23 protein-coding genes, 1 tRNA gene and 2 pseudogenes are annotated in these 26,444 nt (G+C 71.3%); 10 read left to right on the forward strand and 16 right to left on the reverse strand.

Annotated features, from left to right (window positions below; genetic code table 11):
- Window positions 1-101: 101 nt before the first annotated feature.
- Entirely contained in the window at window positions 102-1,328 is a 1,227-nt protein-coding gene (locus tag ACZ5ON_RS22280; RefSeq protein WP_465595330.1) for an FAD-dependent oxidoreductase, read from the reverse strand.
- 2,101 nt (window positions 1,329-3,429) lie between these two features.
- Here ACZ5ON_RS22280 and ACZ5ON_RS22285 point away from each other — a divergent pair.
- From ACZ5ON_RS22285 to ACZ5ON_RS22295, 3 genes are all read left to right on the forward strand, one after another.
- Complete coding sequence (locus tag ACZ5ON_RS22285; RefSeq protein ID WP_465595333.1) at window positions 3,430-4,533, forward strand: serine hydrolase domain-containing protein; 1,104 nt, start codon at window positions 3,430-3,432, stop codon at window positions 4,531-4,533.
- A gap of 902 nt (window positions 4,534-5,435) precedes the next feature.
- The gene (locus ACZ5ON_RS22290; protein WP_465595336.1) at window positions 5,436-5,672 is read left to right on the forward strand and encodes a hypothetical protein; all 237 of its coding nucleotides are present in this window, start codon (window positions 5,436-5,438) and stop codon (window positions 5,670-5,672) included.
- A 191-nt stretch (window positions 5,673-5,863) separates the two neighbouring features.
- Entirely contained in the window at window positions 5,864-6,556 is a 693-nt protein-coding gene (locus ACZ5ON_RS22295) for an SDR family oxidoreductase (RefSeq protein WP_465595339.1), read from the forward strand.
- 138 nt (window positions 6,557-6,694) lie between these two features.
- Here the strand turns inward: ACZ5ON_RS22295 and ACZ5ON_RS22300 are convergent, their stop codons facing one another.
- The 3 genes and pseudogenes from ACZ5ON_RS22300 to ACZ5ON_RS22310 all read right to left on the reverse strand — a co-directional run bounded on the left by ACZ5ON_RS22300 (window position 6,695) and on the right by ACZ5ON_RS22310 (window position 7,885).
- A complete protein-coding gene (locus ACZ5ON_RS22300) occupies window positions 6,695-6,892 on the reverse strand; it encodes a hypothetical protein (RefSeq protein WP_465595342.1) in 198 nt (65 codons plus the stop codon).
- A 210-nt stretch (window positions 6,893-7,102) separates the two neighbouring features.
- Window positions 7,103-7,738, reverse strand: a pseudogene (locus ACZ5ON_RS22305) (DUF3631 domain-containing protein); the annotation flags it as partial.
- A 73-nt stretch (window positions 7,739-7,811) separates the two neighbouring features.
- Window positions 7,812-7,885: transfer RNA gene (locus ACZ5ON_RS22310), tRNA-Thr, on the reverse strand.
- 297 nt (window positions 7,886-8,182) lie between these two features.
- On the opposite strand from ACZ5ON_RS22310, the gene ACZ5ON_RS22315 reads away from it, so the two are divergent.
- The 3 genes from ACZ5ON_RS22315 (at window position 8,183) to ACZ5ON_RS22325 (ending at window position 10,743) form a co-directional block, all read left to right on the forward strand.
- Window positions 8,183-9,274: an ABC transporter ATP-binding protein gene (locus ACZ5ON_RS22315; protein WP_465595345.1), complete on the forward strand. Its 1,092-nt coding sequence runs from the start codon at window positions 8,183-8,185 to the stop codon at window positions 9,272-9,274.
- Window positions 9,275-9,456: 182 nt separating this feature from the next.
- Window positions 9,457-9,894: a hypothetical protein gene (locus ACZ5ON_RS22320; RefSeq protein ID WP_465595348.1), complete on the forward strand. Its 438-nt coding sequence runs from the start codon at window positions 9,457-9,459 to the stop codon at window positions 9,892-9,894.
- A gap of 99 nt (window positions 9,895-9,993) precedes the next feature.
- Complete coding sequence (locus ACZ5ON_RS22325) at window positions 9,994-10,743, forward strand: nucleotidyltransferase family protein (protein ID WP_465595351.1); 750 nt, start codon at window positions 9,994-9,996, stop codon at window positions 10,741-10,743.
- A 150-nt stretch (window positions 10,744-10,893) separates the two neighbouring features.
- Here ACZ5ON_RS22325 and ACZ5ON_RS22330 read toward each other — a convergent pair whose 3' ends face one another.
- The 7 genes from ACZ5ON_RS22330 to ACZ5ON_RS22360 all read right to left on the reverse strand — a co-directional run bounded on the left by ACZ5ON_RS22330 (window position 10,894) and on the right by ACZ5ON_RS22360 (window position 18,036).
- Window positions 10,894-12,678 carry a DoxX family protein gene (locus ACZ5ON_RS22330; RefSeq protein WP_465595354.1) on the reverse strand — a complete coding sequence of 595 codons (1,785 nt, stop codon included), beginning with the start codon at window positions 12,676-12,678 and terminating at the stop codon, window positions 10,894-10,896.
- A gap of 150 nt (window positions 12,679-12,828) precedes the next feature.
- Window positions 12,829-13,821 carry a 23S rRNA (guanosine(2251)-2'-O)-methyltransferase RlmB gene (gene rlmB, locus ACZ5ON_RS22335; RefSeq protein WP_465595357.1) on the reverse strand — a complete coding sequence of 331 codons (993 nt, stop codon included), beginning with the start codon at window positions 13,819-13,821 and terminating at the stop codon, window positions 12,829-12,831.
- A gap of 164 nt (window positions 13,822-13,985) precedes the next feature.
- Window positions 13,986-15,380, reverse strand: a complete 1,395-nt coding sequence (gene cysS, locus ACZ5ON_RS22340; RefSeq protein ID WP_465595360.1) for a cysteine--tRNA ligase — start codon at window positions 15,378-15,380, stop codon at window positions 13,986-13,988.
- A gap of 95 nt (window positions 15,381-15,475) precedes the next feature.
- Window positions 15,476-15,868 carry a PPOX class F420-dependent oxidoreductase gene (locus tag ACZ5ON_RS22345; RefSeq protein ID WP_465595363.1) on the reverse strand — a complete coding sequence of 131 codons (393 nt, stop codon included), beginning with the start codon at window positions 15,866-15,868 and terminating at the stop codon, window positions 15,476-15,478.
- 131 nt (window positions 15,869-15,999) lie between these two features.
- On the reverse strand, window positions 16,000-16,488 hold the full coding sequence (gene ispF, locus ACZ5ON_RS22350) for a 2-C-methyl-D-erythritol 2,4-cyclodiphosphate synthase (protein WP_465595366.1): 489 nt from the start codon (window positions 16,486-16,488) through the stop codon (window positions 16,000-16,002).
- Window positions 16,478-17,233: a 2-C-methyl-D-erythritol 4-phosphate cytidylyltransferase gene (gene ispD / locus ACZ5ON_RS22355; protein ID WP_465595599.1), complete on the reverse strand. Its 756-nt coding sequence runs from the start codon at window positions 17,231-17,233 to the stop codon at window positions 16,478-16,480. The genes ispF and ispD overlap by 11 nt, the downstream gene beginning before the upstream one ends.
- Before the next feature lie 320 nt (window positions 17,234-17,553).
- Complete coding sequence (locus ACZ5ON_RS22360) at window positions 17,554-18,036, reverse strand: CarD family transcriptional regulator (protein WP_014136563.1); 483 nt, start codon at window positions 18,034-18,036, stop codon at window positions 17,554-17,556.
- Window positions 18,037-18,495: 459 nt separating this feature from the next.
- Between ACZ5ON_RS22360 and ACZ5ON_RS22365 the strand changes: the two genes are divergently transcribed.
- On the forward strand, window positions 18,496-19,182 hold the full coding sequence (locus ACZ5ON_RS22365; RefSeq protein WP_465595369.1) for a DUF461 domain-containing protein: 687 nt from the start codon (window positions 18,496-18,498) through the stop codon (window positions 19,180-19,182).
- A gap of 64 nt (window positions 19,183-19,246) precedes the next feature.
- On the opposite strand, the gene phoP is transcribed toward ACZ5ON_RS22365, so the two are convergent.
- Both phoP and ACZ5ON_RS22375 read right to left on the reverse strand, forming a co-directional pair.
- Window positions 19,247-19,942 (reverse strand): two-component system response regulator PhoP, encoded by a 696-nt coding sequence (gene phoP / locus ACZ5ON_RS22370; protein WP_344634991.1) that lies wholly within the window; start codon window positions 19,940-19,942, stop codon window positions 19,247-19,249.
- A complete protein-coding gene (locus ACZ5ON_RS22375; protein WP_465595373.1) occupies window positions 19,939-21,222 on the reverse strand; it encodes a sensor histidine kinase in 1,284 nt (427 codons plus the stop codon). Before ACZ5ON_RS22375 ends, phoP begins: the two co-directional genes overlap by 4 nt.
- A gap of 306 nt (window positions 21,223-21,528) precedes the next feature.
- Here ACZ5ON_RS22375 and phoU point away from each other — a divergent pair, with 306 nt between their 5' ends.
- Window positions 21,529-22,209 carry a phosphate signaling complex protein PhoU gene (gene phoU / locus ACZ5ON_RS22380; RefSeq protein ID WP_465595376.1) on the forward strand — a complete coding sequence of 227 codons (681 nt, stop codon included), beginning with the start codon at window positions 21,529-21,531 and terminating at the stop codon, window positions 22,207-22,209.
- A 184-nt stretch (window positions 22,210-22,393) separates the two neighbouring features.
- Window positions 22,394-22,573 carry a hypothetical protein gene (locus tag ACZ5ON_RS22385; RefSeq protein ID WP_465595379.1) on the forward strand — a complete coding sequence of 60 codons (180 nt, stop codon included), beginning with the start codon at window positions 22,394-22,396 and terminating at the stop codon, window positions 22,571-22,573.
- An 83-nt stretch (window positions 22,574-22,656) separates the two neighbouring features.
- Here the strand turns inward: ACZ5ON_RS22385 and ACZ5ON_RS22390 are convergent.
- Window positions 22,657-23,218, reverse strand: a pseudogene (locus ACZ5ON_RS22390) (lytic polysaccharide monooxygenase).
- 335 nt (window positions 23,219-23,553) lie between these two features.
- Window positions 23,554-24,312: a phosphoglyceromutase gene (locus tag ACZ5ON_RS22395; protein WP_465595382.1), complete on the reverse strand. Its 759-nt coding sequence runs from the start codon at window positions 24,310-24,312 to the stop codon at window positions 23,554-23,556.
- A 145-nt stretch (window positions 24,313-24,457) separates the two neighbouring features.
- On the opposite strand from ACZ5ON_RS22395, the gene ACZ5ON_RS22400 reads away from it, so the two are divergent.
- The gene (locus ACZ5ON_RS22400) at window positions 24,458-25,789 is read left to right on the forward strand and encodes an MDR family MFS transporter (protein WP_465595385.1); all 1,332 of its coding nucleotides are present in this window, start codon (window positions 24,458-24,460) and stop codon (window positions 25,787-25,789) included.
- A 38-nt stretch (window positions 25,790-25,827) separates the two neighbouring features.
- On the opposite strand, the gene ACZ5ON_RS22405 is transcribed toward ACZ5ON_RS22400, so the two are convergent.
- The gene (locus ACZ5ON_RS22405; RefSeq protein WP_465595388.1) at window positions 25,828-26,394 is read right to left on the reverse strand and encodes a type III secretion system chaperone family protein; all 567 of its coding nucleotides are present in this window, start codon (window positions 26,392-26,394) and stop codon (window positions 25,828-25,830) included.
- Window positions 26,395-26,444: the final 50 nt, after the last annotated feature.

Genomic DNA, 26,444 nt, shown 5'->3' on the forward strand with positions numbered 1-26,444 from the left:
CGCTCGCCCGCTGCGCTTGGGATCCTTCTTGCGACGCGCCATCAGATCCGGTGCGAAGCACTTGCCTTCCGCCCGGTGCGGCCCTCACGCCGCCACGGCGGCTACCGCCGCGCGAAGGCGGGTGCACGTTCGGGACGGATGCCGATGCCGCCGAGGTAACCCGTCACGCTGCGCAGCGCCGGCACCCGCTGCATCAAGCGGATCGGAACCGGCAGGCGCTCGGTGTCGAGCGTGCCGCTGAGGGCGGGGCCGTGCATCATGTCGTGGTCGCCCAACTGCATCTTCTGCACGAAGGCCGTCGGCAGCCAGCGCCGCTTCTGCACCCGCGCCAGATCGGCGGGTCGGACGTGGCCTCGGCGCAGTGGGTCCGCGAGGATCCGGGCCGCCGCGACGGCGTCCTGCACCGCGAGGTTGACCCCGACACCGCCGACCGGGGACATGGTGTGCGCGGCGTCACCGATGCACAGCAGGCCCTCCCGGTACCAGCAAGGAAGCCGGCCCATCGTCACCTCCAGCAGTTTGACGTCCTCCCAGGACTCGATCGCGTCCGTCACCTCGGCGCCCCAGCCGAACAGTTCGCCCAGCTCGTCACGGAACCACTGGATCCCCTGGGCCCGGAGCCCGGCGTCGCGGCCCTTGGGGATGAGGTACGAGGTCTGGTAGTAGTCGCCGCGGTCCATGGTGGCCGCGACCCGCCCGCTGCGGACCTGCCCGAAGACCCGGCCCGCCTTGTCGCCGTCGGGCCGCAGGACCGGGACCCGCACCTGCCAGACGTCCATCGGCACCTCGAACCAGTCGGGGCGCATCCCGGCCTCCCAGCGGACCTCCGAGTCCCGGCCGTCGCAGGCGACCACCAGGTCGGCCGCGAGCTCGCCGGGCAACCCGGCCCCGTCCACGTACTGAACGCCCGTCACCCGGCCGCGGTCGGTGCGCAGGCCGGTGAACGCGGTACGCATCCGCAGGGTGAACGAGGGCTCCTCGGCGGCGGCTTCGGCGAGCAGGTTGAGGAAGTCCCACTGCGGGACCATGGCGATGTACTTGTGCGGACCGGGGATCCAGCGGCAGTCGGCCATGGTGACGGTGTGTTCGCCGATGTTCATCTGCATCTCCTCCAGCCTGCGGGCCGGAAGTTGGGCGAACCTACGGCCGAGGCCGAGTTCGTCCAGCAGTCGCAGGGTGGAGGGGTGGATGGTGTCGCCCCGGAAGTCCCGCAGGAAGTCCCCGTGCTTCTCCAGCACGGTCACCTCGACTCCGGCCCTGGCCAGCAGCAGCCCGAGCATCATCCCCGCCGGGCCGCCGCCCACCACACAGCACGTCGTCCGTTCCATGTCCACGCTCCCCTCGCAGCAAGGCAATGACCGAGCGGTCAGTTAACTGACCGCTCGGTCAGACTAGCACCGGCAATCGGGGACGCCAGGGCACCGGGGGGCCGCCCCTCCACCCGGACGCCAACACCGGGCACACCACCCCCTGAACCAACTCCCCTCGGCCCCAGGCGGGTCAACCGACACAAGCGCCAGTCGACCGGCCGGCCCGTACACGCCCCCGATCGGATCGCGCAACACCTGGAGCGGCCGCGCGGCACTCCCGCCCACCGCCGACATCACCCCGGGACCTGATGGGCACCGCCAGATCGCGGCCACGACGAAGGCCGAGACGCGCGCAGCGCAGGAGAAGCAGCGCGAGGCGAGGGGCCGCGCGAACCGACCACCGGAGCGGCGCCCGATCTCGAGCGGGACCGGGAAGCCGCCCGGCTCCGTGACCACGGTGCCGCGCCAGCCGCAACCTGCGCAGCCCTCCGCCGAGAGTCGCACACCTACGCCTACCGACACCCCGACACCACTCCGACCTGCGGAGATTGCTTCGCCTTCGTACAACCGCGGCTACGAACCGCGGCACCCGGGGAGGAGATCCGCCTCCTTCGACGCCCCATCACCTACACTGTCGCCGTCACACAAAGTGAGGGATCATGTGAGTAGCGTGAATGAAGCACCACGAAGGTCGCGGCGTCACCTCGTACTCCGCGGATCACTGATCGCCGCGCTCGTCGTGCAGTTGGCCGCGCTCGTCTCCCAGCAAATGCAGATCGACGATCTGCAGGCTCAGCGCATCGGCGAGCTGCAGGGAGAGCACATCGTGCACGGCCCCTCCGGTCCGCCCGGCCCCTCCGGTCCGCCCGGCCCCCAAGGCCTGCAAGGCAGGGACGGGAAGGACGGGAAGGACGGGAAGGACGGACAGGACGGGGAGAACGGCGAGAACGGGCGAGAGGGACGAGACGGGACCGACGGCAAGGAGGGCAAGGAGGGCAAGGACGGCAAGGACGGACAGAACGCTGCCGCTGCCGCCGAGCCATCGCCGAGCGAATCCCACCACGACAAGCCCCCCTGGAACAGGGGACCCCTCCCCGGCGACTCCTTCGGCATTCACAGTTCCCGATGGCCCCTGGTTCCGCAGTCCATGGGCCCGCAGGTACGGAGTTGAAGCAATCTCCGCATGCCAGAGCAGCGTTGGGAGGCCGAGAGACATAGGCGCACGACTCCCGGCAGAGAGCTGCGCAGATTGCGGCTGAGGGCGTACCCGTGACCGCGTACGTCAACAGTGCGGCCGTCGCCTACTCGTTGCGCACCGAGGGCCTTCGCGCCCCACTCCGAACCGTCCGGCCGCGAAGTCGGTGGCCTGACCCGATCAAGCGCCCCGCGACCGGCCTCGCCGACAAGCTCGGCGAAGCCATCCGCGGGGCGCTTGGCGACGAGGATCCACCAGCCGGTTCCGGCACGGCAGTGGCACGGCCGTCCTGGCGACCCGCACCGCTCGAACAACGACGAAGGGCTGGCCCCCCGGGATCACCCTCGTGAACCGGCCCTTCGTACGTGCTGCAGGGTCTCAAGCAGAGAGCCCCCTGTCGGGTTCGAACCGACGACCCCCGCTTTACAAGAAATCCGAGGTCCCTCACGGTCCACCATTCGGTGTCTCCCTGTTTTCCCCTCCGCAGAGGGCAGGTGCCTGATGAGTCGACCACTAGGTCTCACGAGGCTTCACGATCCTTGTGTCCCCACCCCGTCCTCACCTGGCCATCGCAGGACGCCCCCTTCCGGCTCCTCCGTCAGGCTCCCCCAGGTCAGCCCCGACGACGAACCCAGCGACCAGGGATCTGACCTTCCAGAGCACAAACGGCTCCACCCCACTGCTCGGGGGCGGAGCCGTTTCCCGCTCTCGCGGGTTCGGCGCCAAGGCGGTCTCCTGAGCCAGCCCAAGCCGACACCGGCCTACTCACCGTCTGGCCGCCCGAGCACATCCACGCCGCGCCACGTTCCCCCAAGGGACGGTCCAGGGTTGATCTCAGGGCGATCACTGATGGATGACGACGGCCGCAGTCAGCAGAGTTGGCGAGGTCAACACGTCCCAACTGTGCCGTTGAGGAGAAACTGGATGCGCATCCGCCGCGTAGTCACCACCCTCGCCCTGGCCACTGTGCTCACGGCCGGCGCGGCTGCGTCCGTAGCCACCGCCGCACCAATTCCCAGCACCTCGCCATCCGCCGCGCCGACCATTCAGGAGATCCTCGGCCACCTGCCCGACGACGTCGTAGCCGGCGCGCTGGTCCGGCAGGACGGCGCGAGCGCCACCGCCGGCCCGGTCACCGCCGACGCGTACATCCGGATCGGCAGTGTCACCAAGGTGTTCACCAACACGGTGGTCCTCCAACTCGTCGCCGAACACCGAATCGGCTTGGACTCACCGGCCCGGCAGTACGTCCCCGAGGTACTGCCCGAGGCGTACGGCCACGTCACCGTGCGCCAGCTCCTCGACCACACGAGCGGCCTGCCCAAGCCCGCCCAGACCCCAAGCCCGGCCGACGGACCCGGATGGCAGCTCAAGTCCGTGGCACCCGCGGACTTCCTGCGCGAGTCGTTCGCCGCCGCCGACGCGCCGCCTGCACCCCAGCGCGAGCAGCAGTACAACGGGCTCAACTCCTTGGTCCTCGGCCTGATCGTCGAGAAGGTCACCGGCCACTCCTTCACCACCGAACTCGAGCGCCGGATCATCCGGCCGCTGCACCTGAGCCACACCAGCCTGCCCGCGGCCGACGACCCGGCGATCCCCTCGCCCCACGCGGAGGTGTACCTGGACGGACAGGACGTGACCGGGCAGAGCCCTTACCCCTGGGCCGAGGGGGGCATGATCTCCACCGCCGCCGACCTGGACCACTTCCTCACCGCGCTGTTCCGGGGGCGCCTGCTCCCGCCTGCGCAGCAGAAGCTGGTGTTCGAGGTGCCAAAGGTGTCGAACGGCCCCGACAACACCAACTGCGCCGGTAACGACGCCTGCTACAGCGTCGGCGGGCTCATGCGCTACAAGCTCCCGGATGGCGAGTACGCCTGGGGCAAGACCGGTTCCCGTCCCGGCTGGGACAACGGAATCTTCGCCACCCGCGACCTCCGGCACCGCGTGGTGTACTCCCTGAACCCGACGGGGAGCGGCAACGACCTGCCGTACATCAAGGCGCTCGTCAACACCGGGCTCGCCAACTGAGAACGGACTGTTCGCCCAAGAAACGCACCCTAGGCGCTGGACTGCGCTGATGCGGTTGGCCGTGGTGTTCCTCCTTCGCTTATGGCTCCGCCCCGGCCTGTTGGCCGGGGCGGAGAGGTCGGTGTGGTGATGCTCGGGGTGGTCGTGTCCTTCCTGCGCTCGCGGCCGCTGTGGCCTCGCGCGCGAGGCGGCTTCGGCGGCGGTCCTGGTACTGCGCCTGACGGCAGGCGTCGCAGACCCGCTCTCCGTGGCGCGAGTGCGCTCGGGCTCCAGCCGGGGTACCGCACGACTACACCGAGGGCGTCATCATCCCGAAGTGCGTCCGGCCCAAGCCGCTCGTGTGGACGCCAGCCGTGAAGGCGTACCGCGAGACAGGGAAGATCCCCGGGCCCGTCGTGGTGTGGACCCCCGAACAGGCCGGGCGGTTCCTCGACCTGGTCGCCGAGCACCGTCTGTACCCGCTTCTTCCACCCCAAGGCCTTTGGGAACTCCGACGCGGGGAAGCTGTCGGCCTCGGCCTGCCCTGGGCCGAGACCGACATCGACGAACTCGGCACCATCCACGTCAGCGAGCAGTTGGTCACCGACTCCGTGGAGGTCTGGGAGGACACCCCAAGAGTGACAGCGACGAGAAGACCATCACCCTCGATTCCGAGACGTGGCGGCTCCAACGCGCCTGGCGGGAACGCCAGCAGGTCGAGCGGGAGGAGTGAAGAAAGACGACGCGGAAGCGTGGACGAAGTCGGGGAGGGTCTTCATTACCTGGGAGGACGGCACGCCCTACCACCCGGACTACGATTGCCGGGGTTCGACAGGGCCAACGCCGAAGCCCCTCCCACGGTCGTCCCACGCGCTGCTGCCTCCGACACCGCCGAGACGTCTGACGACGTTACTGACGCCGTCATGGCGATCGTGCGGAAGCTGGCACCCGCCGCCGAGGTGCTGCTCCCCGAGGCAGCGGCCTCGATCGTCGCCAGAGTGCAGGGCTCCGTTCTCAACACCATCCTGACCCACCATCGGTTCGACCCCCCTCGCTTCCGCCTCGCCGCCAACGGGGAGCAGGTGCCCGCGCACACGTACTCCCGGCCGATCACCACCCGGCGGAGCACCGTCTGGCACCAGTTCCAGCCCTTTTCGTAGGTGGAGATCATTTCGTCCCGGCGGTGGGCAGGAGAGCAGCCGGACCAAGTACCCGTGGGAGCTCGCACTGGCGGCGGTCGAGCGGGCCTGGGCGGAGTCGGTACGGCGTGACACCCCTGGCAGCAGCTCACCCCACGTATAGTGCAGGCGTTTTGGGGAACTGATGACCACGTCGCCGAGGAGGCCGTTGCATGGAGCCCGTCACGCTGATCACTGGTGGATCGACCGGAATCGGTGCCGCCACCGCCCGCACCCTCCTCAAGCAGGGCCACCGTGTGGCGGTCACCGGACGTGACGCGGGCAAGCTGGCCGCCTTCGCCGCTTCGGCCGGAGCGGGTGAGCGGCTGCTGACGATCACTGGTGACGCCGCCGAGGCGGCGGACGTCGCCGCCGCCGTGCGCCGCGTGGTTCAGGCGTGGGGCCGACTGGACAACGTCATTGCCAACGCCGGTTTCTCGCTGCCCGGCAACCTGGAGAGCCACGCCCCCGAGGACATGCGCGCCATGGTCCTCACCAACGTTCTGGGCCCGGCCCTGCTGGTGCGCGAGACCCTGCCGCAGTTGAGGGCATCCAAGGGCCGGATCGTGTTCATCGGTTCCGTCGCCGGGGTGCGCAACACGCCCGGCAACCTGTACTCGGTCACCAAGTGGGCTGCGCACGCGCTGGCCGAGAACACCCGGCTGCTGGTCGGCAAGGACCGAGTCGGCGTGACCGTCGTCGCCCCCGGAGTGGTGGACACCGCGTTCTGGGCCGAGCGCGGCGGCACCCCTGAGGAGGCGATGACCCCCGAGCAGATCGCGGCCACGATCGCCTTCGCGCTCAACCAGCCTGCGGGCGTGGACATCAACCAGATCACCATGCGGCCGACCGGGCAGCTTGGCTGACGCGAGTACGGCGATCGAAGCGGAGCTGAAAGCCGTCGTCCGCGATGCCGAGGGCGTCGTAGCGCAGCTGGAGGAGGCGTACGGCCCCGGGGCGCGCGGGGCTCTGGCAAGACTTTCGTAGCCAGAGATCATCCTGGATCAGCGCCCCGTGTACCGGCGGCGCAGGCGAGCGATCAGTACGACTCGGTGGCGGAGAAGCGGGACGCTGGCACGGCCTCCCATCATGCGCTTCTGGAGCTTCACGTCGGTGATCCGGCCCTCGTTGACGCGGGAGTTGTGAGGCATCGTGATGCCCTGGGCGACCGCGTGCTGGTCCTCGCGCAGGGCGGTGGCCATACCGGCGAGGGGCGCCAGCCCGCTGTTGGCGGCAGCGCGTCCGTGAGGATCTTCTGGCCGCCGGGATGGCGTTGCAGTCGTCCCACTACTCGTTGCGTGCCTGGTCACGCTGGTACGGGTGGTGATCCAGGGACGGTTGGACTCGTTGCGGGCAAGTGACCCGTCCCCGCTCTGAGCTGGGCAGGGACGCGTGATACGAGTGGTGGAGGGTCAGGTGCCGGTGGCGAGTTGCTCGACGGGTTCCGGGCAGTAGCGGCTCCAGGGGTCCAGGAAGCTGTTACGGGTGAAGCCCTTGCGCTGGGTGTCGCGGTCGAAGCCGATGCTCGCCGAGCTGATGCCGTAGTCCTTGAGCAGGAGCTGCAGCCCGCGTGCGGTCAGACCGTTGATGCCGTACTCGGCCCAGGGCGCCTCGCTGTCGGCGTTCAGGGCCGTCAGGATGTGCTCGGCGGACAGTGCGTCCGGGTTGCCTCCGGCGGCGAAGACGCGGCGGATGTCGACGAGGATCCTGGTCTTCAGTCCGCCGTCCTCGTCCTGGCCGGACTCGTGCGCGACAGGCCGCGCGGGCGAGTGCGGGCCACTCACCTCCGGCGAGGTCGGCGACCGTCACCAGGGGCTCCCAAGTGTCGGCAGCGCGGTCGTCGACGGGCATGAGCGGTTCCATGTTGGCAGCCGTGCCGGTCAGCGGCACCAGCCAGGCGCGAAGGCCGTCGCGCAGTTCACCACCTTGTGGTCCGGGCCGGTCACCCGCAGGGTAGGCCGGTTGCGCTGGTGACCGGCGTTGAGCAGGCCGCGCAGGTCCTCGTTCTTCTCGGCCGCCTTGATGCTGCCGAACAAGGTGTCGGCCTCGGACCAGGAGTCCGAGGCCGGTGATCAAGCTCCCAGAAGGCCAAACCTGCAGCTCATCCGGGGTGGAAACGAGAGCCCCCTGTCGGGTTCGAACCGACGACCCCCGCTTTACAAGAGCGGTGCTCTGGCCAGCTGAGCTAAGGAGGCACGGTGGCCGTCCGCGGCGGACCACGGCGGCACCAGGGGCAGTCTACCGGGACGGGGGGCCGTGGTGGCGGCAGATATCAAGGTGACCGGTATGACCGGGCTGTCCCGGTTGTGATCCGATCGATGCCGAAATCGGGTGCTGTGGGGGGCTGACAGCGGATGAACCGGCGGGTAGCGTCGCCCGGAGTCGAATCCCGTCGGCTGGTTCAGACCATTGGCGGCGGGGTGGCGACAGGACAACCCAACCCTTTACTCGGATCGTCCGGCACGTTCCTGCCGGTGAAGGAGAGCACAGTCATGGCTTCTGTGACGTACGACAAGGCGACCCGCCTCTACCCGGGCGGGACCAAGCCGGCCGTCGACGCGCTGGACCTGCACATCGAGGACGGCGAGTTCCTCGTGCTGGTCGGCCCGTCCGGCTGCGGCAAGTCGACCAGCCTGCGGATGCTGGCCGGCCTGGAGGACGTCAACGGCGGCGCCATCCGGATCGGTGACCGGGACGTCACCCACCTGCCGCCGAAGGACCGGGACATCGCGATGGTGTTCCAGAACTACGCGCTGTACCCGCACATGACCGTCGCCGACAACATGGGTTTCGCGCTCAAGATCGCGGGCGTCAGCAAGGACGTGATCCGCACCAAGGTCGAGGAGGCCGCGAAGATCCTCGACCTCACCCAGTACCTGGACCGCAAGCCGAAGGCGCTCTCCGGCGGTCAGCGCCAGCGTGTCGCGATGGGCCGCGCGATCGTCCGCGAGCCGCAGGTCTTCCTGATGGACGAGCCGCTGTCCAACCTGGACGCCAAGCTGCGCGTCTCCACCCGCACCCAGATCGCCGGCCTGCAGCGCCGCCTGGGCATCACCACGGTGTACGTGACCCACGACCAGACCGAGGCCATGACCATGGGCGACCGGGTCGCGGTGCTCAAGGACGGCCTGCTGCAGCAGGTCGACACCCCCCGGGCGATGTACGACAGGCCCGCCAACGTCTTCGTGGCCGGCTTCATCGGCTCCCCGGCGATGAACCTGGTCGAGGTTCCGCTGGTGGACGGCGGCGTGAAGTTCGGCGGCTCGGTCGTCAACATCTCGCGTGAGGACCTGGCCGGCGCGGGCAACGACAAGACCGTGACCGTCGGCATCCGGCCGGAGCACTTCGAGATCGTCCCGGCGGGCGGCATCGAGGGCGTCGCGGTCACCGTCAACGTGGTCGAGGAGCTCGGCGCGGACGGCTTCGTCTACGGCACCACCAAGATCGGAGGCGCGGACCGGGACATCGTCGTGCGCGTGCACGGCCGCCAGGTCCCGCAGAAGGGCGAGACCATCCACGTGGTCCCGACCGGTGGCGAGGCGCACGTCTTCTCCAGCAGCACGGGCGAGCGCCTGAGCTCCTGAGCAACCGTGTGAGCCCCCGGCGGACGGTGTCCGCCGGGGGCTCACACATTGGCCTGCACGCGGCCCGTCCGCTCTGCGCACCGCCTTCGCGTCAACACGCCGTGCGGACGAACCGGGACACGCGTCACTCATTGGTGTAACGGAGTGCAACCTAAAGCGCACCGAGCGCTACTCTCCTGAACGTGAAACAGCTCGTTCGCCGTATCGGCCAGACCGTCGCCCTCACCCTCCCCGTGATCCTGGTGACCACCGGGACCCTCGCCGTGACCCATGTCCCCTGGGCCCAGCCGACCAGGCTGGACCAGCAGGTGGTCGCGGCGTCCAGCGGCGACGGCACCATCGGCCGCAGCACCACGACCACCGGCACCGAAGGGCTCTCCCCGCAGGACGCCCTCCGCGCCGACCTGATGGACGAGCTCCGCAACCACACCCCGGGCACGGCGCTCGACCTGCTGGAACGCACCATGCGCGAGAAGCCGTCCCTCACCCCGTACTGCAGCAACCTCGCCGCGGACCTCGGGCGCGCCGCCGTCCGCAAGTACCAGGGCGACGTCCAGCGGGCCCGCTCCTTCGCCCGCCCGGTCTGCGACGGCTCGTTCGCGGCGGGCGTGGCCGGCTGACCCCGGCGGCCGGGACCGCCGGTTGCCGCCGCTGGGCTCTCCGGCACCGGCCGGGGACCTTATCGTTCTCGGCATGACCGTCCCCGCACCGATCTCGCCGTGACCGCCCCGGCCTCCCGCTCCGCCCCACGGGTGGTCCCGCCGGCCGTGACCCAGGCCGTCATCCTGGCCGGCGGCCAGGGTGCCCGGCTGCGCCCGTACACCGACGACCGCCCGAAGCCGCTGGTCGAGATCCCCGGGACCGGAATACCGATCGTCGGGCACCAGCTGACCTGGCTAGCCGCCGAGGGTGTCACTGACGTGGTTATCTCCTGCGGGCACCTGGCCGGGGTGCTCCAGGAGTGGCTGGACAAGGCCGACCTGTCGTTGAACGTCTGCACGGTCGTGGAGGCGGAGCCGCTCGGACGCGGCGGCGGTCTGAAGTACGCCTCGAAGGCGCTGCCCCACCCGGACGAGCCCTGGTACGCCGCCAACGGCGACATCTGGACCCGCTTCAGCCTCCGCGACATGGCCGCCTTCCACCATGAGCGCGACGCCGTCGCCACCCTCGCACTGGCCCGGCCGCGCATCCCGTGGGGCGCCGTGGAGACCGACCGGTTCGGCAACGTACTGGACTTCATCGAGGCACCGCCTTCCCCGTTCCTGATCAACGCCGGCCTGTACGTCTTCGGGCCGGAGTTCCACGAGCTGCTCCCGGACGTCGGGGACCACGAGCGCACCACCTTCCCGCAGCTCGCCCGCAGCAGGCGGCTCGCGGGGTACCAGCTGCCGCAGGGGTGCTACTGGCGGGCCATCGACACCGTGAAGGACCTCACCGAGGCCGCCAGGGAGCTCTCCTCGGGCGGGTGAGGCGCGCGGGCGGCGGCCCCGGGGGCTCGGGCCCGGCACGGGCGGGCGGTGCCTCCTCCCCAAGCCCCGGGACGACCCCGGAAACGGAGAACTGCCGGGCCCCTCCGTTCGGGAGGGGCCCGGCAGCCGCGGCCGGGGGCAGCCGTACCGTCAGACGGTGGTGCCGCCCGGCCTGGCGCCGTAATGTGCGCCGTTCATGCCGAGCGCGGGGAGCGGTCCGCTGCCCAGGACCCCGCCGAGCAGGCCGCCGCTCGAGGAGGCCGGCTTCGGGGTGGACCCGCCCGTGCCGGAACCCGAGCCGGGCGAACTCCCGCTGCGGCTGCCCGCGCCACTGCTGGAACCCGTCCCGGTGCCCGCGCCCTCGCCGCCGGCCGAGCTCCGGTCCGGCCTCGCGCTGTGTGTCTTCCCGCTCCTGCTGGAGGAGGCGGACGGGGAGGCCGAGGGGGCGGACGACGGGGACCGCGAGGCCGAGGCGGCCGAGCTGGACACGGGCGCCGGCACCGGCGCCGGCATGACCGGGGAGACCGGCCCCGAGGACGGCCCGTTGCCGGGCCACACCGGCGTTCCGTAGTCGGGCGACGGCTTGGCCGGACCGGGGACGGGCCGGCCGCTGGTACGGACCGCCGCGCCCAGCACGGAACCGAGCAGCAGGGTCGTCCCGATCACCAGGGTGGTCACCACTGCACCCCGGCGCAGGATCCGGCGGCGCAGCGCGGCCGGCGCGTCGGAGCCGTACCGGCGCCAGGCCTCCAGCGCGATCCGCCCGTCCAGGGAGCCGAACGGGGCACCGGCGATCAGCAGCGGGCTCCAGGCGGCCAGGAAGATCAGGTCGGGCGCGTCGTAGACCGGCACGGCCCGCCAGCTGACGGTGAACAGCAGGGCCGCGGAGAGCACCGTCGCGGCGCCGGCCGCGAGCCGCTGCCAGAGCCCGAGGATCGACAGGACGCCCACCACGACCTCGGTGAACGCCACGCCGAGCCCGGACCCGACGGGATGCGCCATGGCGAAGTCGAGCAGCGGCTGCGCCGCCTTCCAGGGGTGGAGCGAGCCGAGCCAGCGCATCATCGAGCCGCGCTGGCCGCCGTCGAAGTACACCGGGTCGCAGAGCTTGCTGAAGCCGGCGTAGACCGAGAGCGAGCCGAGCAGCACGCGCAGCGGCAGCAGCACCAGGCCGAGGTCGACCTTCCGGCCCGGGTACCAGGCGTGCCGGTTCTCCCCGCCGACCGGGTGGCTGACCTCGGGCAGCTCGCCACCGGGCGTCCACGGGGGCCGCATCCGCATGCCCGGGGCCGGCGCGGGGGCCCCGTACGAGCCACCGGCGCGGCCGTGGCCGCGGCCCTCGGGCGAGCCCGGCTGCTTGGGCACCGCCTGCCCGTACTGCTCGGGCTGCCCGTACGGGTCCCGGTACGGCCCGGAGGGCGGGAACGGCTCCAGTCGCTGGGTGTCCTCCACCCCGAGCGGGACCGGGCCGCTGCCGGGCGCGGCCGCCGGGGCGGGCACGGTGTTGAGGCGGACGGCGTCCAGCAGCTGGGTCGCCGCCAGGTCGCCCGGCGCGGCCTGCCCGGTCCAGGTGACGGCGGTGACCCGGCCCTTGCGCCGCACGGGCGTACCGACCGAGCCGACCGAAGACCCGGCGGTGCCGACCGCACCGACACCCGCCAGCGCCGCCGCGAACGCCGAACCGTCCACCACCACGTGCGGGGTGACCAGCGGCCTGCCGCCGAGGCTCTGCGTGCCGTACGGGTCGCCGAAGGCCGCACCGGCCGGGGACTCGATCAGCGAGGCCCCCGGGGTGGTGAGCCGCACCCGGAAGCTGGCCTGGGTGCTGCTCAGCCTGGCCGGGTCGGACGGCACCTTGACCGTGTTGAGGCTGGGCTCGTCGTCTATCCCAGCCGTGCCGCCCTGCCTCGGGCGCCGAGGTGTTCTGGTGTCCACACCCGTCTAACCGGGTGACGGCCGCTTAGGACACTCTCCCGGGTGGATTCCTGGCGGTGATTGAAGTGATCATGCGCAAACCGATCGGGCCCGGTCAGGCCCGATCGGTTGACGGTCACAAAGTCGCCGGTCGAGAACCGGCGACGCCGGTCAGCGCTTGGCGCGCAGCCGCGCGGCCTCGTACAGCACGATGCCCGCGGCGACACCGGCGTTCAGCGACTCGGTCTCACCCGGCATCGGGATCCGCACCCGGATGTCGCAGGTCTCGGAGACCAGCCGGGACAGGCCACGGCCCTCGCTGCCCGCGACGATCACGACCGGGCCGGTGAGCGCGTCCAGGTCACCGATCTCGGCCTCGCCGTCGGCGGCCAGGCCGACGACCATCAGACCGGCCTTCTGGTATGCCTCCAGGGCCCGGGTGAGGTTGGTGGCCCGGGCGACGGGCAGCCGCGCCGCCGCACCGGAGGAGGTCTTCCAGGCGCCGGCCGTCATACCGGCGGCCCGGCGCTCGGGGATGACCACGCCGTGCGCACCGAAGGCAGCGGCGGAACGGACCACGGCACCCAGGTTGCGGGAGTCGGTGACCCCGTCCAGCGCCATGATCAGCGCGTCCTGGCCGACGTTGGCGGCCTCGTCCAGCAGATCGTCGGGGTGCGCGTACTCGTACGGCGGGACCTGGAGCACCAGACCCTGGTGGTTGAGCCCGCCGGTCATCTGGTCCAGCTGCGCACGCGGGGCCTCCATCAGCGGGACGCCGCGCTCGTTGGCGGCCTGAAAGGCCTCGCGGACGCGGTCGTCGGTGTCGATGAACTGCATCACGTAAAGCGCGTTGGCCGGGACGCCGCCCTGCAGCGCCTCGACCACCGAGTTGCGGCCGACCACCAGCTCGGCCGCGCCCGCTCCACCGCGCCCGCCCCGGCCGCCGGCCCCCGCGCGGCGCATGCCGGCGCGTGCCTTGGCGTCCCGCTCGCGCTTCAGCGCGGCGTTGGCGGCACGCTGCTTGGGGTGGCCCTTGCGGGCCTCACCGGGCGGGGTCGGGCCCTTGCCCTGGAGTGCCTTCCGGCTGTGGCCGCCGGTCCCGACACTCGCGCCCTTCTTGGATCCGGGGTTGCGGCGGTTCCTGCGCTGGCTGTTGCCGGCCATGGCTGTACTTCCTGTCTGTCCGTCATGCCGGGCGGCCGATTCCCGCCCGCGGCATGCTCTGCGTCATGTGGGCCCCTCCCCGCCCGCTGCCGGACAAGGAGGGAGGGCCGCACCGGTCCGGTACGGCCCACCCTCACCCCTTCGGCGCCCAGGCGCCCAAGGGGTTACTGGTTGTTGATGATCCAGCGCGGGCCGGACGGGGTGTCCTCGATGGTGAGGCCCGCCTGCGAGAGCTGGTCGCGGATGGCGTCCGCCGTCGCGAAGTCCTTGCGCACCCGGGCCGCCTGCCGCTGCTCCAGCACCAGCTGGACCAGCGAGTCCACCACGCCGTGGAGGTCGTCGCCCCGGTCGGTCCCGGCCCAGTGCTCGTCGAGCGGGTCGAGACCCAGTACTCCGAGCATCGCACGGACCTCGGCGAGACGCGCCACCGCGCTCTCCTTGTCGTCCGCGGTGAGCGCGCTGTTGCCCTGCCGGACCGCGGTGTGCACGACCGCGAGCGCCTGCGGCACCCCGAGGTCGTCGTCCATCGCCTCGGCGAAGGCCAGCGGCACCTCGGGCGCGGCGTCCACCCGGCCGCAGCGCTCGACCGCGCGCTCGATGAAGCCCTCGATCCGCCCGAAGCCGGTCTCCGCCTCGCGGATCGACTCCTCGCTGTACTCGATCATCGAGCGGTAGTGCGGGGCGGCCAGGTAGTAGCGGAGCACGATCGGCCGCCAGCGCTGGACCATCTCGGAGATCAGCACCGAGTTACCGAGCGACTTGCTCATCTTCTCGCCGCTCATGGTGACCCAGGCGTTGTGCACCCAGAAGTTGGCGAAGTCGTCGCCGAAGGCGCGGGACTGGGCGATCTCGTTCTCGTGGTGCGGGAAGATCAGGTCGAGCCCGCCGCCGTGGATGTCGAAGGCCTTGCCCAGGTACTTGTGCGCCATGGCCGAGCACTCCAGGTGCCAGCCCGGGCGACCCCGGCCCCACGGAGTGTCCCAGCTGGGCTCCCCCGGCTTGGCCGCCTTCCACATCGCGAAGTCGCGCGGGTCCCGCTTGCCGGTCTCGCCCTCGCTCTCGGGCTGCAGCAGGTTCTCCAGCCGCTGGTTGGACAGCCCGAGGTACTGCGGGAAGGTGCCGACCGCGAAGTAGACGTTGCCCTCGGACTCGTACGCGTGCCCCTTCGCGATGAGCTTCCGCATCATCTCGATCATCTCGGGGACGTGTCCGGTGGCCCGGGGCTCGACCGAGGGCGGCAGGCAACCCAGCGCGGCGTAACCCTCGCTGAAGGCACGCTCGTTGGTGTACGCGATCTCGAACCACGGGGTACCGAGCTCGCGCTCCTTCTTGATCACCTTGTCGTCGATGTCCGTGACGTTGCGGACGAAGGTGACCTGGTAGCCGCGGTAGGTGAACCACCGGCGCATCACGTCGAAGTTGAGGTTGGACCGGATGTGTCCGATGTGCGGGGCCGCCTGGACGGTCGCCCCACACAGGTACATCGAGACACAGCCCGGTACAAGCGGGACGAAGTCGCGTACCTGGCGGGTGCTGGTGTCGTACAGGCGAAGGCTCACAGCGTCAAGCGTAGTGGGCGGCGGGGGGTGCCCCGCCACCTTTCCGGGACCCGATGCCCACTTCTTCCTCGGGTCCACGCCGATCGCTGCCGAACTCAGAAGCGGCCGACCACCTTGCGGGGCTTGATCCGGACCACCACCCGGACGTCGTCGGGACCGTCCATGTCGTAGTCCTTGCCCATGTACTTGTGGGCCAGCTCGTTGATCAGCTCCCGGGCGCCCTCCCGGCTCAGGGCCGCCTCGCCGCGCAGTTCGATGTAGGTGTAGGGCTGCTCCGGCGGGTTGACCACGACGGAGACCCGCGGGTCCCGGACCAGGTTGAGGTGTTTCCGGCGGCCCTCGACGGTGGAGAACAGGACGTCGTCGCCGTCCCGCTTCACCCAGACGACGGACGACTGCGGGCTGCCGTCGGGCAGCAGGGTGGTCACCACCGCGAAGGCCTTGCCGTCGAGCAGCGCCTTTGCCTGGTCGGGAAGTTCTGCGGTCATGAGTCGGACCTCTCCTCTGGTGCGGTGAACGGTCGGGCGGGCGGCGATCCGCCGCCCGCCCACGCTATCGACTCTCTTGCCGCACAGGGGGGTTGAACACTCGTCAGGCCGTAAATCGTCCCGGCCGGCGGTCAGATCCGGTACACCAGCGCGGTGGCGATCGCGGCCAGGCCCTCGCCCCGGCCGGTGAGGCCGAGCCCGTCCGTGGTGGTGCCGGAGACCGAGGCCGGGGCCCCGACCGCGGCCGACAGCGCGGCCTGCGCCTCGTCCCGGCGCTTGCCGATCTTCGGGCGGACGCCGATCACCTGGACCGAGACGTTGCCGATCTCGAAACCCGCCGCGCGCACCAGCCGGGCCGCCTCGGCGAGCAGGGTCACCCCGGCGGCGCCGGACCACTCCGGCCGGTCGGTCCCGAAGTGCGCGCCCAGGTCGCCGATCCCGGCGGCCGAGAAGAGCGCGTCGCACGCCGCGTGCGCGGCCACGTCGGCGTCCGAGTGCCCGGCCAGGCCGACCTCGGAGTCCGGCCAGTCGAGGCCGGCCACCCTGAGCGGCCGCCCCACCTCGAAGGCGTGCACGTCGGTGCCGATACCGATCCGCGGAATCAGCGGCTCAGAAACCATCGGAGGCCCTCCTGCGGGCGAGTACGGCCTCGGCGAGCACGAGGTCCAGCGGACGGGTGACCTTGAAGGCCTCCTCGTGGCCGGGCACCACGACCACCTGACCGCCGTAGCGCTCGACCAGACCTGCGTCGTCGGTGACCGGCGGCAGGCCGCCGCCGGCCTCCTCGGCCAGCGCCTTCCGGTGCACCTCGTGCAGGGTGTCCAGGCGGAAGCCCTGCGGGGTCTGTACCGCGCGCAACGTGGCGCGGTCGGGCGTGTCGAGCACCGGCTCGGGTGCTCCCGGCGTGGCGGCCGGAGTGACCTGCTTGACCGTGTCGGCCAGCGGCACGGCCGGCACGACGGCCTCGGCGCCCGCCCGGACGGCGGCGGCGACCGCGTCCACCACCTCCACCGGGACCAGCGGCCGGGCGGCGTCGTGCACCAGCACGATCCCGGTCCCGGCCGGGACCGCGGCCAGGCCAAGGCGCACCGACTCCTGTCGGGTCGCGCCACCGGCCACCACCCGGATGTCCTTGCCGTCCAGGCCGTGGCTGTCCAGCAGTGCGGCCACCCCGGCCACACCGTCCGGCGGCGCGGCGACCACCACCAGGCCGACCGCCCGGCTGCGCGCCAGCGCTCGGACCGCGTGCACCAGCAGGGGCACCCCGCCGAGCTCGCGCAGGGCCTTGGGCGCGCCCGGCCCAAGCCGTTCACCCCGCCCGGCGGCGGGTACGACGGCTGCTGCAACTGCTGCTGTGGCGTTCAGGTTTCACTCCTTCGCCGAAGTGGGTATGGCCATGGCGTGCGCGGCGGGTGCACAGCGCGGACCCCTTCCAACCGCAGACCCGTGGACCTACGCGGACCACCGGCACTACGCACCACCCCGGGCATCGGACCGTCCAGGTCCGGCCGTGGCTGTCCGGGCCGGCTCACCCGTTTCACTCGGATCCACCGAACCAGGGCGCCCGGCTGCGGGTACGCCGAAGCGCCCGAGGTGCCACCGCGCCACCCGCCCGGCGTACCGAACCGTGGTGGCGCGCCGACATCGGGCGCTGTGGCGTTCGCGGTGCTACCGGGAGGCCGGCCTCAGGAGGCCAGCACCTCGTCGAGCAGCGTCTCCGCCTTGTCCTCGTTGGTGTTCTCGGCCAGGGCCAGCTCGCTGACCAGGATCTGCCGGGCCTTGGCGAGCATCCGCTTCTCGCCGGCCGACAGTCCGCGCTCGCGCTCGCGACGCCACAGGTCGCGCACGACCTCGGCGACCTTGATGACGTCACCCGAAGCGAGCTTCTCCAGGTTTGCCTTGTAGCGGCGGGACCAGTTGGTGGGCTCTTCGGTGTACGGTGCACGCAGCACCTCGAAGACGCGGTCCAGACCCTCCTGGCCGACTACGTCGCGCACGCCGACGAACTCTGCGTTCTCCGCGGGCACGCGCAGCGTCAGGTCTCCCTGCTGCACCTTCAGCACCAGGTAGGTCTTGTCCACACCTTTGATCTGGCGAGTTTCGATGGCCTCGATCAGCGCAGCCCCGTGATGGGGGTAGACCACCGTGTCGCCAACCTTGAACGTCATGTGACAGGACCCCTTCCGTGGCTTTCCAGAATAACACGCTTTTCGGCGCACCCGAAGGGCGTTTCCGCAGGTCAGGGCGGGTCTCGGGGCTTGACAACCACCCCCTTCACGTGCTGCGACCGATGTTCGACGGAGGCTTCTCGCAGGTCGGAGGCGGTATGGAGGACCTGACGAAACCTCTGGCGACACTTCGGAAACCATGATTGGATCTTGAGTTTTTGCCGCACAGCGCGCCGCGCCCCATCGCGATCCCGGTCACACTCCGGTCCGCCGAGCCGCGGAGCCACGCCGAATGATCATCGTTAGTAAACGGTGCACCCGTGTCGACGAGGGGCGGGAAGCGCCGGAAGTGCGCTCCGGATGCGACACGGGGCCACCCCGTGAGAAGCGGATAAGCGTGGTCGGTAGTCTGAGCCCTGACTGACCACCCGACACGTGATCCAAGGAGAAGTCGCCGCCGTGAGCCGGAGCCTTCGACGCGGCGCCATCGCCGCCCTCGTCCTCGCAGCGATCGTCCCGCTGTCCGCCTGCGCCGCCGGGAACACCCCGGACACCCTGGAGATCAAGCCGGACAGCGCGGCCACCTCGCTGGGCGAGCACCTCAAGCTCAACAACATCGTGGTGGTGACCAAGGCCGATGCGATCGGCGACCAGACCGGCCCGGCCAACGTCTCGGTCAACATCGCCAACAACGGCACCACCCCCGAGACGCTGCAGTCGATCACGGTCGGCGAGGGCAGCGCGGCGACCTTCACCGACGCCAAGGGCGCTCCGGTCACCGAGATCGTCATCCCGGCCGGCGGTGCGGTGCTGGTCGGCGGCCAGGGCCAGCCGGCCGCTCACGTCGCCTCGGCCAAGGTCACGGTCGGCGGCTTCGCCCCGGCCAGCTTCGCCTTCGCCAAGAGCGGCAAGGTCACCGCGCAGGCCCAGGTCAGCCCGGCCACCGGCCTGTTCGCCTCGTACGGCCCGACCGTCGCCCCGGCGCCGGTGGTCCCCACCACCTCGGCCCCGGCCACCGCCCCGGCCACCGCCGCGCCCTCGGGCGCGGCCTCGGGCGCCGCCACGGCCCCCGCCTCCGGCGCTGCCACGGCCCCGGCCGGTACGGCCCCGAGCGGCGCCGCCTCCGGCACCCCCGCCACCCACTGACACCGCGGTCGTACGCCGAAGGGCCCCTGCTCGGCAGGGGCCCTTCGCTTCGCTGCTGCGGGGTTTACGGCTCGAACTTGTAGCCGAGGCCGCGCACCGTGACCAGGTAGCGCGGCGCGCCCGGGTCCGGCTCGATCTTGGCTCGCAGGCGCTTGACGTGGACGTCCAGGGTCTTGGTGTCACCGACGTAGTCGGCGCCCCAGACCCGGTCGATCAGCTGCATCCGGGTGAGCACCCGGCCCGCGTTGCGCAGCAGCATCTCCAGCAGGTCGAACTCCTTCAGCGGCAGATCGACCTTGGCGCCGTCCACCGTGACCACGTGCCGGTCCACGTCCATCCGGACCGGGCCCGCCTCCAGGGCGCCCGGGCCGCCGCCGTCGCCGTTGCCCCCCGCGTCCTCGCCGCGGCGGCGCAGCACCGCGCGGATCCGGGCGACCAGCTCGCGGGTCGAGTACGGCTTGGTGACGTAGTCGTCGGCCCCTATCTCCAGGCCGACCACCTTGTCGATCTCGCTGTCCTTGGCGGTCACCATGATCACCGGGACGTTGGAGCGGACCCTCAGCTGACGGCAGACCTCGGTGCCGGGCAGCCCGGGGAGCATCAGGTCGAGCAGCACCAGGTCGGCGCCGTTCCGTTCGAACTGCTCCAGCGCGTCGGGCCCGGTGGCGGCGACGGCCACCTCGAAGCCCTCCTTGCGGAGCATGTACGAGAGGGCGTCGCTGAACGACTCCTCGTCCTCGACCACCAGTACTCGGGTCACGATCGGGCCTCCGGGGCAGAAATGGGGCTTGTGGTTGCGGGGATTCGCTTCGACAGCGGGGTGATCGGCTGCTCCACCGGGATCTGCCCGGCGGGGAGCCGCAAGGTGAACGTGGAGCCTTGGCCCTCGACGCTCCAGACGGACACGGTGCCGCCGTGGGAAGCAGCGACGTGTTTGACGATGGACAGGCCGAGGCCGGTTCCGCCGGTGGCACGGGAACGGGCCGGATCGACGCGGTAGAACCGCTCGAAGATCCGCTCTCGGTCCTTCTCCGAGATGCCGATTCCCTGGTCGGTCACCGAGATCTCGATCAGCTCGCCGTCCGCCTCGCCCAGCGCCGCGGCGCTGGAGATGCGGCGGACGGCGATGGCCACCCGGGTCCGCGGCGGGCTGTAGTTGACCGCATTCTCCACGAGGTTACCGAGCGCGGCGGCAAGCTGGCCGCGGTTTCCGTGCAGGTGGAGGCCGGCGACACCGCCGGAGGCGATGTGGATCTGCTTGGCGGCGGCTGGCTGGCGGCAGCGGTCGGTGGCCTCCGCGATCAGCTCGTCCACCGGCACCGGCTCCGGGTCAGTCAGCAGCTGGTCGTCCTGGACCCGGGAGAGGTCGATGATCTCCTGGACCAGGCTGGCCAGCCGGGTGGCCTCGATCTGCATCCGGCCCGCGAAGCGCTGGACGGCCTCGGGGTCGTCGGCGGCGTCCGCGACGGCCTCGGAGAGCAGCGAGAGCGCGCCGACCGGGGTCTTGAGCTCATGGCTGACGTTGGCCACGAAGTCGCGGCGGACCGCCTCGATTCGGCGGCGCTCGGTCAGGTCCTCGACCAGGACCAGCACCAGCCGGGAGCCGAGCGGGGCGACCCGGACCGAGACCGCGAGCGGATCGGCCGAGCGAGCCACCCCCGGCTTCGGCACCTCCAGCTCGACCTGTCGGATCTCGCCGTCGCGCCGGGTGGCGCGGGCCAGCGACATCATCTGCTCGACGGCCACCGCGCCGCCCCGCACCAGGCCCATCGCGTAGGCCGCCGAGCTGGCCTTGACCACCTCGTCGGCCTCGCCGAGCACGATGGCGCAGGAGCGCAGCACCGACAGCACGGTGTCCACTCCGGGCGGCAGTACCGGCTCGTGCGGGGGCGCACCGCCGGTACTGCTCCTGCTCTTGCCGCCGACCCTGCCGCTCCGACTCTGCTCGCGCTCACTCCAGCGGAAGGCTATGGCGGCGGTGAGGCCGACACCGAGCCCGGCTATGGCGCAGGCAGCGGCGGCGGCCACATTCACGTCCATACGGCCAGCCTAAGCGCAAGGCGAAGACCTCCCTCAAGCTTGCGATCAAGGGATCGACCTTACGTTGCCGAGAATTCACCTTCAGGTTGCCACCGGTTCACTGCTGCGGCCGTGCGCCGTCGCCCGGACGGCCCAGTGTGGGTCACGCAGCCCTGCGGGCGGTGGCGTGCGCGTACGATTCGCGCCACCTGCAGCGGCCTCCCGGCCCTCGCGCACGCCCACGGGCGGATGTCCACGGATGTGGTCGCACGAGACGGCGGGACGACCGGTCGGCACCGCCACCGACACAGCTACTGAGGAGAGAGCATGCGCGACGCGTACCACGAGGAACTCGACTCGATCAGCGACGGACTGGTCGAGATGGCGCGGCTGGTCGGTTCGGCCATGGGTCGGGCCACCACCGCGCTGCTCGACGCCGACCTGGAACTGGCCGAGAGCGTCATCGCCGCCGACGCGAAGATCAACGATCTGCACCACGACCTGGAGAACCGGGCCATCGACCTGCTGGCGCGCCAGCAGCCGGTCGCCACCGACCTGCGGATCGTCGTCACCAGCCTGCGGATGAGCGCCGACCTGGAGCGCTGCGGCGACCTCGCCCGGCACGTCGCCAAGGTGGCCCGCCTGCGCTACCCGGCCACGGCCGTCCCGGGCGACCTGCACCCGATCGTGCTGGAGATGGGGCAGCTCGCCCAGCGTCTGGTCGCCAAGGCCGGACTGGTCATCTCCACCAAGGACGTGGACAAGGCCCTGGAGCTGGAGCAGGACGACGACGCGATCGACGCGCTGCACCGCGAGCTCTTCTCGCACCTGCTGGACGACCGCTGGCAGCACGGCATCGAGACCGCCGTGGACGTCACCCTGGTCGGCCGGTACTACGAGCGGTTCGCCGACCACGCGGTGTCGGTGGCCAAGCGCGTGGTGTTCCTGGTGACGGGTGAGCACGCGAACGAGTTCGTCGCCGCGCAGGAGGCTTCCCAGGCCCAGTAGGCACGGGGCGGGGGCAGCTGCCGGTGGCATAACCGGGACGCCCCCGGAGGGCACCGCCCGGACGGGGGCGCACGGTGCGCCTCGCGAGCGCCTCTGCGCGCCCGTTGACGCCCTGTCATGGGCGGGCTTCACTCATGGCGTAGGCACACCCGCCGTGTGCCCGTCCCGAGGAGGGCCCAGCGCGATGAAGGCAACCCCGACCCCCAACACCCCACCACCGAGCGTCATCGAACCGCCCGCACCGGCCCTGCTGCCGATCCTCGCCGCCGGCTGCGGCTGCGGCCCCGGCTGCGGCTGCGGCTGCCAGTCCGGAGCGCCGTGCCAGTGCGGCGGCGCCAGCGGCGGCTGCTGCGGCAGCCACTGAGCCCAGGCAGGCCCGCACCGGGTGTCCCGCCGTACGACGGGGCACCCGGTCGCGGTTCTGCTGCCGCCCCGCACCGGCGGACGTCAGAAGTCGACGTCGGTGCAGGAGTAGAAGGCGTTGCCGGTGTCGGCGATGTCCCAGACCGCAAGCACCACCTGGTGCCCGGTCCGGCCGGCCGGAAGCGTCGCGGTGTGGCTGAGCGTGCTCGGAGGCCGGGCGCCGCCGTAGGGGACGGTGAGGAAGGGCGTGGTGTCCAGGCTGTCCGGGGTCAGCGGCTGGAGGCGTCGTAGCCAGGCTTGTCGCGTGCCGGGCGGTGAACGTCCAGGTGAAGGTGAGCTGCTGGCCCGCCGCCACCCGGGTGGCCGGCCAGTCACCCCCGCGCGGGTCGTCCAGTTCGGCGAACCTGGTGTTGCCGCCCGAGCAGAGGGTGCCGCCCGCGGGCCCGTTCTCCGGGAAGCCCTCGGGGCCCTCCACGCTCTGCGGCTCCCACTGGATCTGGCCGCAGTCGGTCACGGTCCCGGCCGCGCAGAGGGCGGACCGGCTCGGCGGGTCGGAGATGTACCCGTGCGACCGGGCGGGGGCCGCGAGAGCGATCGGGACGGCCGCCGCGCCGGCCGCGGCCAGCAGGGCATGGCGCTTGCGCACGGTGCTCCTTCCTGAACCCGCTTCCGGGCACGCCGAAGCGGGGTGTGCGGGGGGATGGAGTACACGAAGGACGCGGGCCGCATGTGTGGGGGCGGGATCCGGGGACGGATCACGGAACGCCCGCGCCGGTTCCGCACTTACGCTGGAAGCGCCACCCGCGACCGTCAATGATCTGAACCACCGCTAGCGCCAGGGGAGTTGACCGGATGCCCCGAGGATGCACACCGTCACCACGGCACTCCCCGGATCGGCCCGGCACACACGACCGAGCCCCCTGCCGCGCGGCGGGACCGCGGACAGGGGGCTCGGAGGAGCACGGCGAGTGCCGTGCGGGCTTACTTCTTGCCCTGGTTCTTGACCGCCTCGATGGCGGCTGCGGCGGCATCGGCGTCCAGGTAGCGGCCACCCTTGACGACCGGCTTGAAGTCGGCGTCCAGCTCGTACACCAGCGGGATGCCGGTGGGGATGTTCAGGCCGGCGATGTCCGCGTCGGAGATGCCGTCGAGGTGCTTGACCAGCGCGCGCAGGCTGTTGCCGTGCGCGGTGACCAGCACGGTCTTGCCGGCGGCCAGGTCCGGGACGATCGCGTCGTACCAGTACGGCAGCATGCGCTCGACGACGTCCTTGAGGCACTCGGTGCGCGGGCGCAGCTCGCTCGGGATGTCCGCGTAGCGGGCGTCGTGCGCCTGCGAGTACTCGGCGTCGTCGGCCAGCACCGGCGGCGGGGTGTCGTAGGAGCGGCGCCAGAGCTGGAACTGCTCCTCGCCGAACTCGGCCAGGGTCTGGGCCTTGTCCTTGCCCTGGAGCGCACCGTAGTGACGCTCGTTCAGGCGCCAGCTGCGGCTGACCGGGATCCAGTGGCGATCGGCCTTGTCCAGCGCGATCTGGGAGGTGCGGATCGCGCGGCGCAGCAGCGAGGTGTGGACCACGTCGGGGAACAGGCCCTCGGCGGCGAGCAGCTCGCCACCGCGTGCGGCCTCCTTCTCGCCCTTCTCGTTGAGGTCGACGTCGACCCAGCCGGTGAAGAGGTTCTTCTGGTTCCACTGGCTCTCGCCGTGGCGGAGCAGGATGAGTCGGTACGTCGTGTCAGCCATGGTCCACAGCTTAATGGAGCCAAATAAGCGGTGGCCGGGCCGAAAGTGCCTTAGTAATATGTGATCAAGCATTGGACCACTTACATGCCCGTCGGGCAGCCCCAACAGCCCGTTCTGCGGGCCCCTGCTGCCCTCGGAGCCCCCTTTGCCCGGACCCGCCCGCATCCCCGCCGCCCTCTCGAACACCGTCGGCGGCCTGCCGAGACAGTTCTGGTGGCTCTGGACGTCTACGCTCGTGAACCGCCTGGGCGGCTTCGTGGTCACCTTCCTCGCCCTCTATCTGACCGCCGAGCGTGGCTACTCGGCCTCGTACGCGGGCCTGGTCGCGTCACTCTTCGGGCTCGGCTCGGCCATCGCGGCCCTCGGCGCGGGCGTGCTCACCGACCGGATCGGGCGGCGGCCGACGCTGCTGGTCGCGCAGCTGTCCACGGCGCTCTTCACCGCCGTGCTCGGTTTCACCGACGGCCCGATAACCATCGCTGCGGTCGCCTTCCTGGTCGGCCTGTCGAACAACGCCTCCCGCCCGGCCATCTCGGCGATCATCGCTGACGTGGTTCCGGCCGAGGACCGGGTCCGCGCGTTCTCGCTGAACTACTGGGCGATCAACATCGGGTTCGGTGTCTCGTCGGCCGCCGCCGGGCTGCTCGCGAGCCACGGCTATCTGACCCTCTTCCTGCTGGACGCGCTCAGCACGCTGCTCTGCGCCGTGGTGGTCTTCGTCAAGATCCCCGAGACCCGGCCGGAGGCCGCCGCCCGCCCGGTCGAGACGGCCGGCCCCGGCGCCGAGGCCCGGATCGGGCTGGGCACGGTCTTCAGGGACGGCCGGTTCATGGCAGTGGTCGGCGCCAACCTGCTGCTCGCGGTGGTCGCGCAGCAGGGCAGCACCACACTTGCGGTCAGCATGGGGGAGGCGGGCATCTCCACCGCCGGGTACGGCTTCGTCATCGGCCTGAACGGGCTGCTGATCGTGCTGCTCCAGCTGCCGCTCACCCAGCTGACCAGCGGCCGCAACCGGACGGCGCTGCTGGTCGCGAGTGCCCTGCTGACCGGCTGGGGCTTCGGGTTGACCGCGCTGGCCGGCTCCTCGGCCGCCTTCTACGCCCTCACCGTGGCCGTCTGGACGATCGGCGAGATCATCAACGCGCCGACCATGATGAGCCTGGTCGCCGAGCTCTCACCGACCGTGGCTCGTGGCCGCTACCAGGGTGTGTACTCGCTCTCCTGGTCACTGGCCTCCTTCCTCGGTCCGGCGGCCGGCGGCTACCTCCTGCAGCACGCGGGCGGCGCCGTCTGGGGCGCCTGCGCGGTCTGCGGGACGGCCGCCGGCCTCGCGTTCCTGCTGCTCGGGCGGCGGAAGGCGGCGCAGCCGGGCTCGGCCGAGTCCGGCTCCTTCGGCGAGTCCGGCGACTTCGGCACGCCCGGTGCGTCGGGCGCTTCGAACACCACCGCTGAGCGGGAGGCGGTCTCCTCGGCCTGAGTTCCGGGTGTGGTCGCTCTGGGTTTCGGCTCTTGAGCTCAGGCCGTCCCGTCCGTTCCGGTCGCCGGCCGGCCGGCCTCCTGCGGCCGGGGCTCGGAGGTCGCCGGTCCGGCGAGGTGGGCGAAGGCTTCGAGGTTCCGGGTCGACTCGCCGCGCTTGGTGCGCCACTCCCACTCACGCCGGATCGCCGTGGCGAAGCCGAGTTCGAGCAGGGTGTTGAAAGGCTCGTCGGCACTCTCCAGGACGGTGCCGAGCAGCCGGTCGACGACGTCCGGGGTGAGCGCGTCCAGCGGGACGCGGCCCGCGAGGTAGACGTCACCGAGCCGGTCGATGGCGTAGGCGACCCCGCACAGACGGGTGTTGCGTTCCAGCAGCCAGCGGTAGACCGCCTCGTGGTTCTCGTCGGGGCGGCGGATCACGAACGCGTTCACCGAGAGGGTGTGCTCGCCGACCCGCAGTGCGCAGGTGGTGGCCAGCTTCCGACTCCCCGGCAGCGAGGCGACCAGGGTGTACGGATCGGTGGCGGCCGGCTCCCAGGTCACCCCGACCTCGTCCAGGGCGGAGCGGAGCAGCTCGAGGGCGTCGTCCTTCGTGCGGATTGCCATGGAGGAGACGCTACTCGGCGGTAAGCCCGGTTTTCCAGCGGCACCGGGTG

This window comes from Kitasatospora sp. NPDC032150, from assembly GCF_055579945.1.

Coding starts and splice junctions, on each gene's coding strand:
- ACZ5ON_RS22345 (WP_465595363.1), bottom strand. CDS start 15,868: ATGACCGCAGAACTTCCCGACCAGGCAAAGGCGCTGCTCGACGGCAAG.
- ACZ5ON_RS22295 (WP_465595339.1), top strand. CDS start 5,864: ATGGAGCCCGTCACGCTGATCACTGGTGGATCGACCGGAATCGGTGCC.
- ACZ5ON_RS22280 (WP_465595330.1), bottom strand. CDS start 1,328: ATGGAACGGACGACGTGCTGTGTGGTGGGCGGCGGCCCGGCGGGGATG.
- phoU (WP_465595376.1), top strand. CDS start 21,529: ATGCGCGACGCGTACCACGAGGAACTCGACTCGATCAGCGACGGACTG.
- ACZ5ON_RS22290 (WP_465595336.1), top strand. CDS start 5,436: ATGGCGATCGTGCGGAAGCTGGCACCCGCCGCCGAGGTGCTGCTCCCC.
- ACZ5ON_RS22285 (WP_465595333.1), top strand. CDS start 3,430: ATGCGCATCCGCCGCGTAGTCACCACCCTCGCCCTGGCCACTGTGCTC.
- ACZ5ON_RS22405 (WP_465595388.1), bottom strand. CDS start 26,394: ATGGCAATCCGCACGAAGGACGACGCCCTCGAGCTGCTCCGCTCCGCC.
- rlmB (WP_465595357.1), bottom strand. CDS start 13,821: ATGGCCGGCAACAGCCAGCGCAGGAACCGCCGCAACCCCGGATCCAAG.
- ACZ5ON_RS22375 (WP_465595373.1), bottom strand. CDS start 21,222: ATGGACGTGAATGTGGCCGCCGCCGCTGCCTGCGCCATAGCCGGGCTC.
- ACZ5ON_RS22300 (WP_465595342.1), bottom strand. CDS start 6,892: ATGGCCACCGCCCTGCGCGAGGACCAGCACGCGGTCGCCCAGGGCATC.
- ACZ5ON_RS22360 (WP_014136563.1), bottom strand. CDS start 18,036: ATGACGTTCAAGGTTGGCGACACGGTGGTCTACCCCCATCACGGGGCT.
- ACZ5ON_RS22395 (WP_465595382.1), bottom strand. CDS start 24,312: ATGGCTGACACGACGTACCGACTCATCCTGCTCCGCCACGGCGAGAGC.
- ACZ5ON_RS22385 (WP_465595379.1), top strand. CDS start 22,394: ATGAAGGCAACCCCGACCCCCAACACCCCACCACCGAGCGTCATCGAA.
- ispF (WP_465595366.1), bottom strand. CDS start 16,488: ATGGTTTCTGAGCCGCTGATTCCGCGGATCGGTATCGGCACCGACGTG.
- ACZ5ON_RS22315 (WP_465595345.1), top strand. CDS start 8,183: ATGGCTTCTGTGACGTACGACAAGGCGACCCGCCTCTACCCGGGCGGG.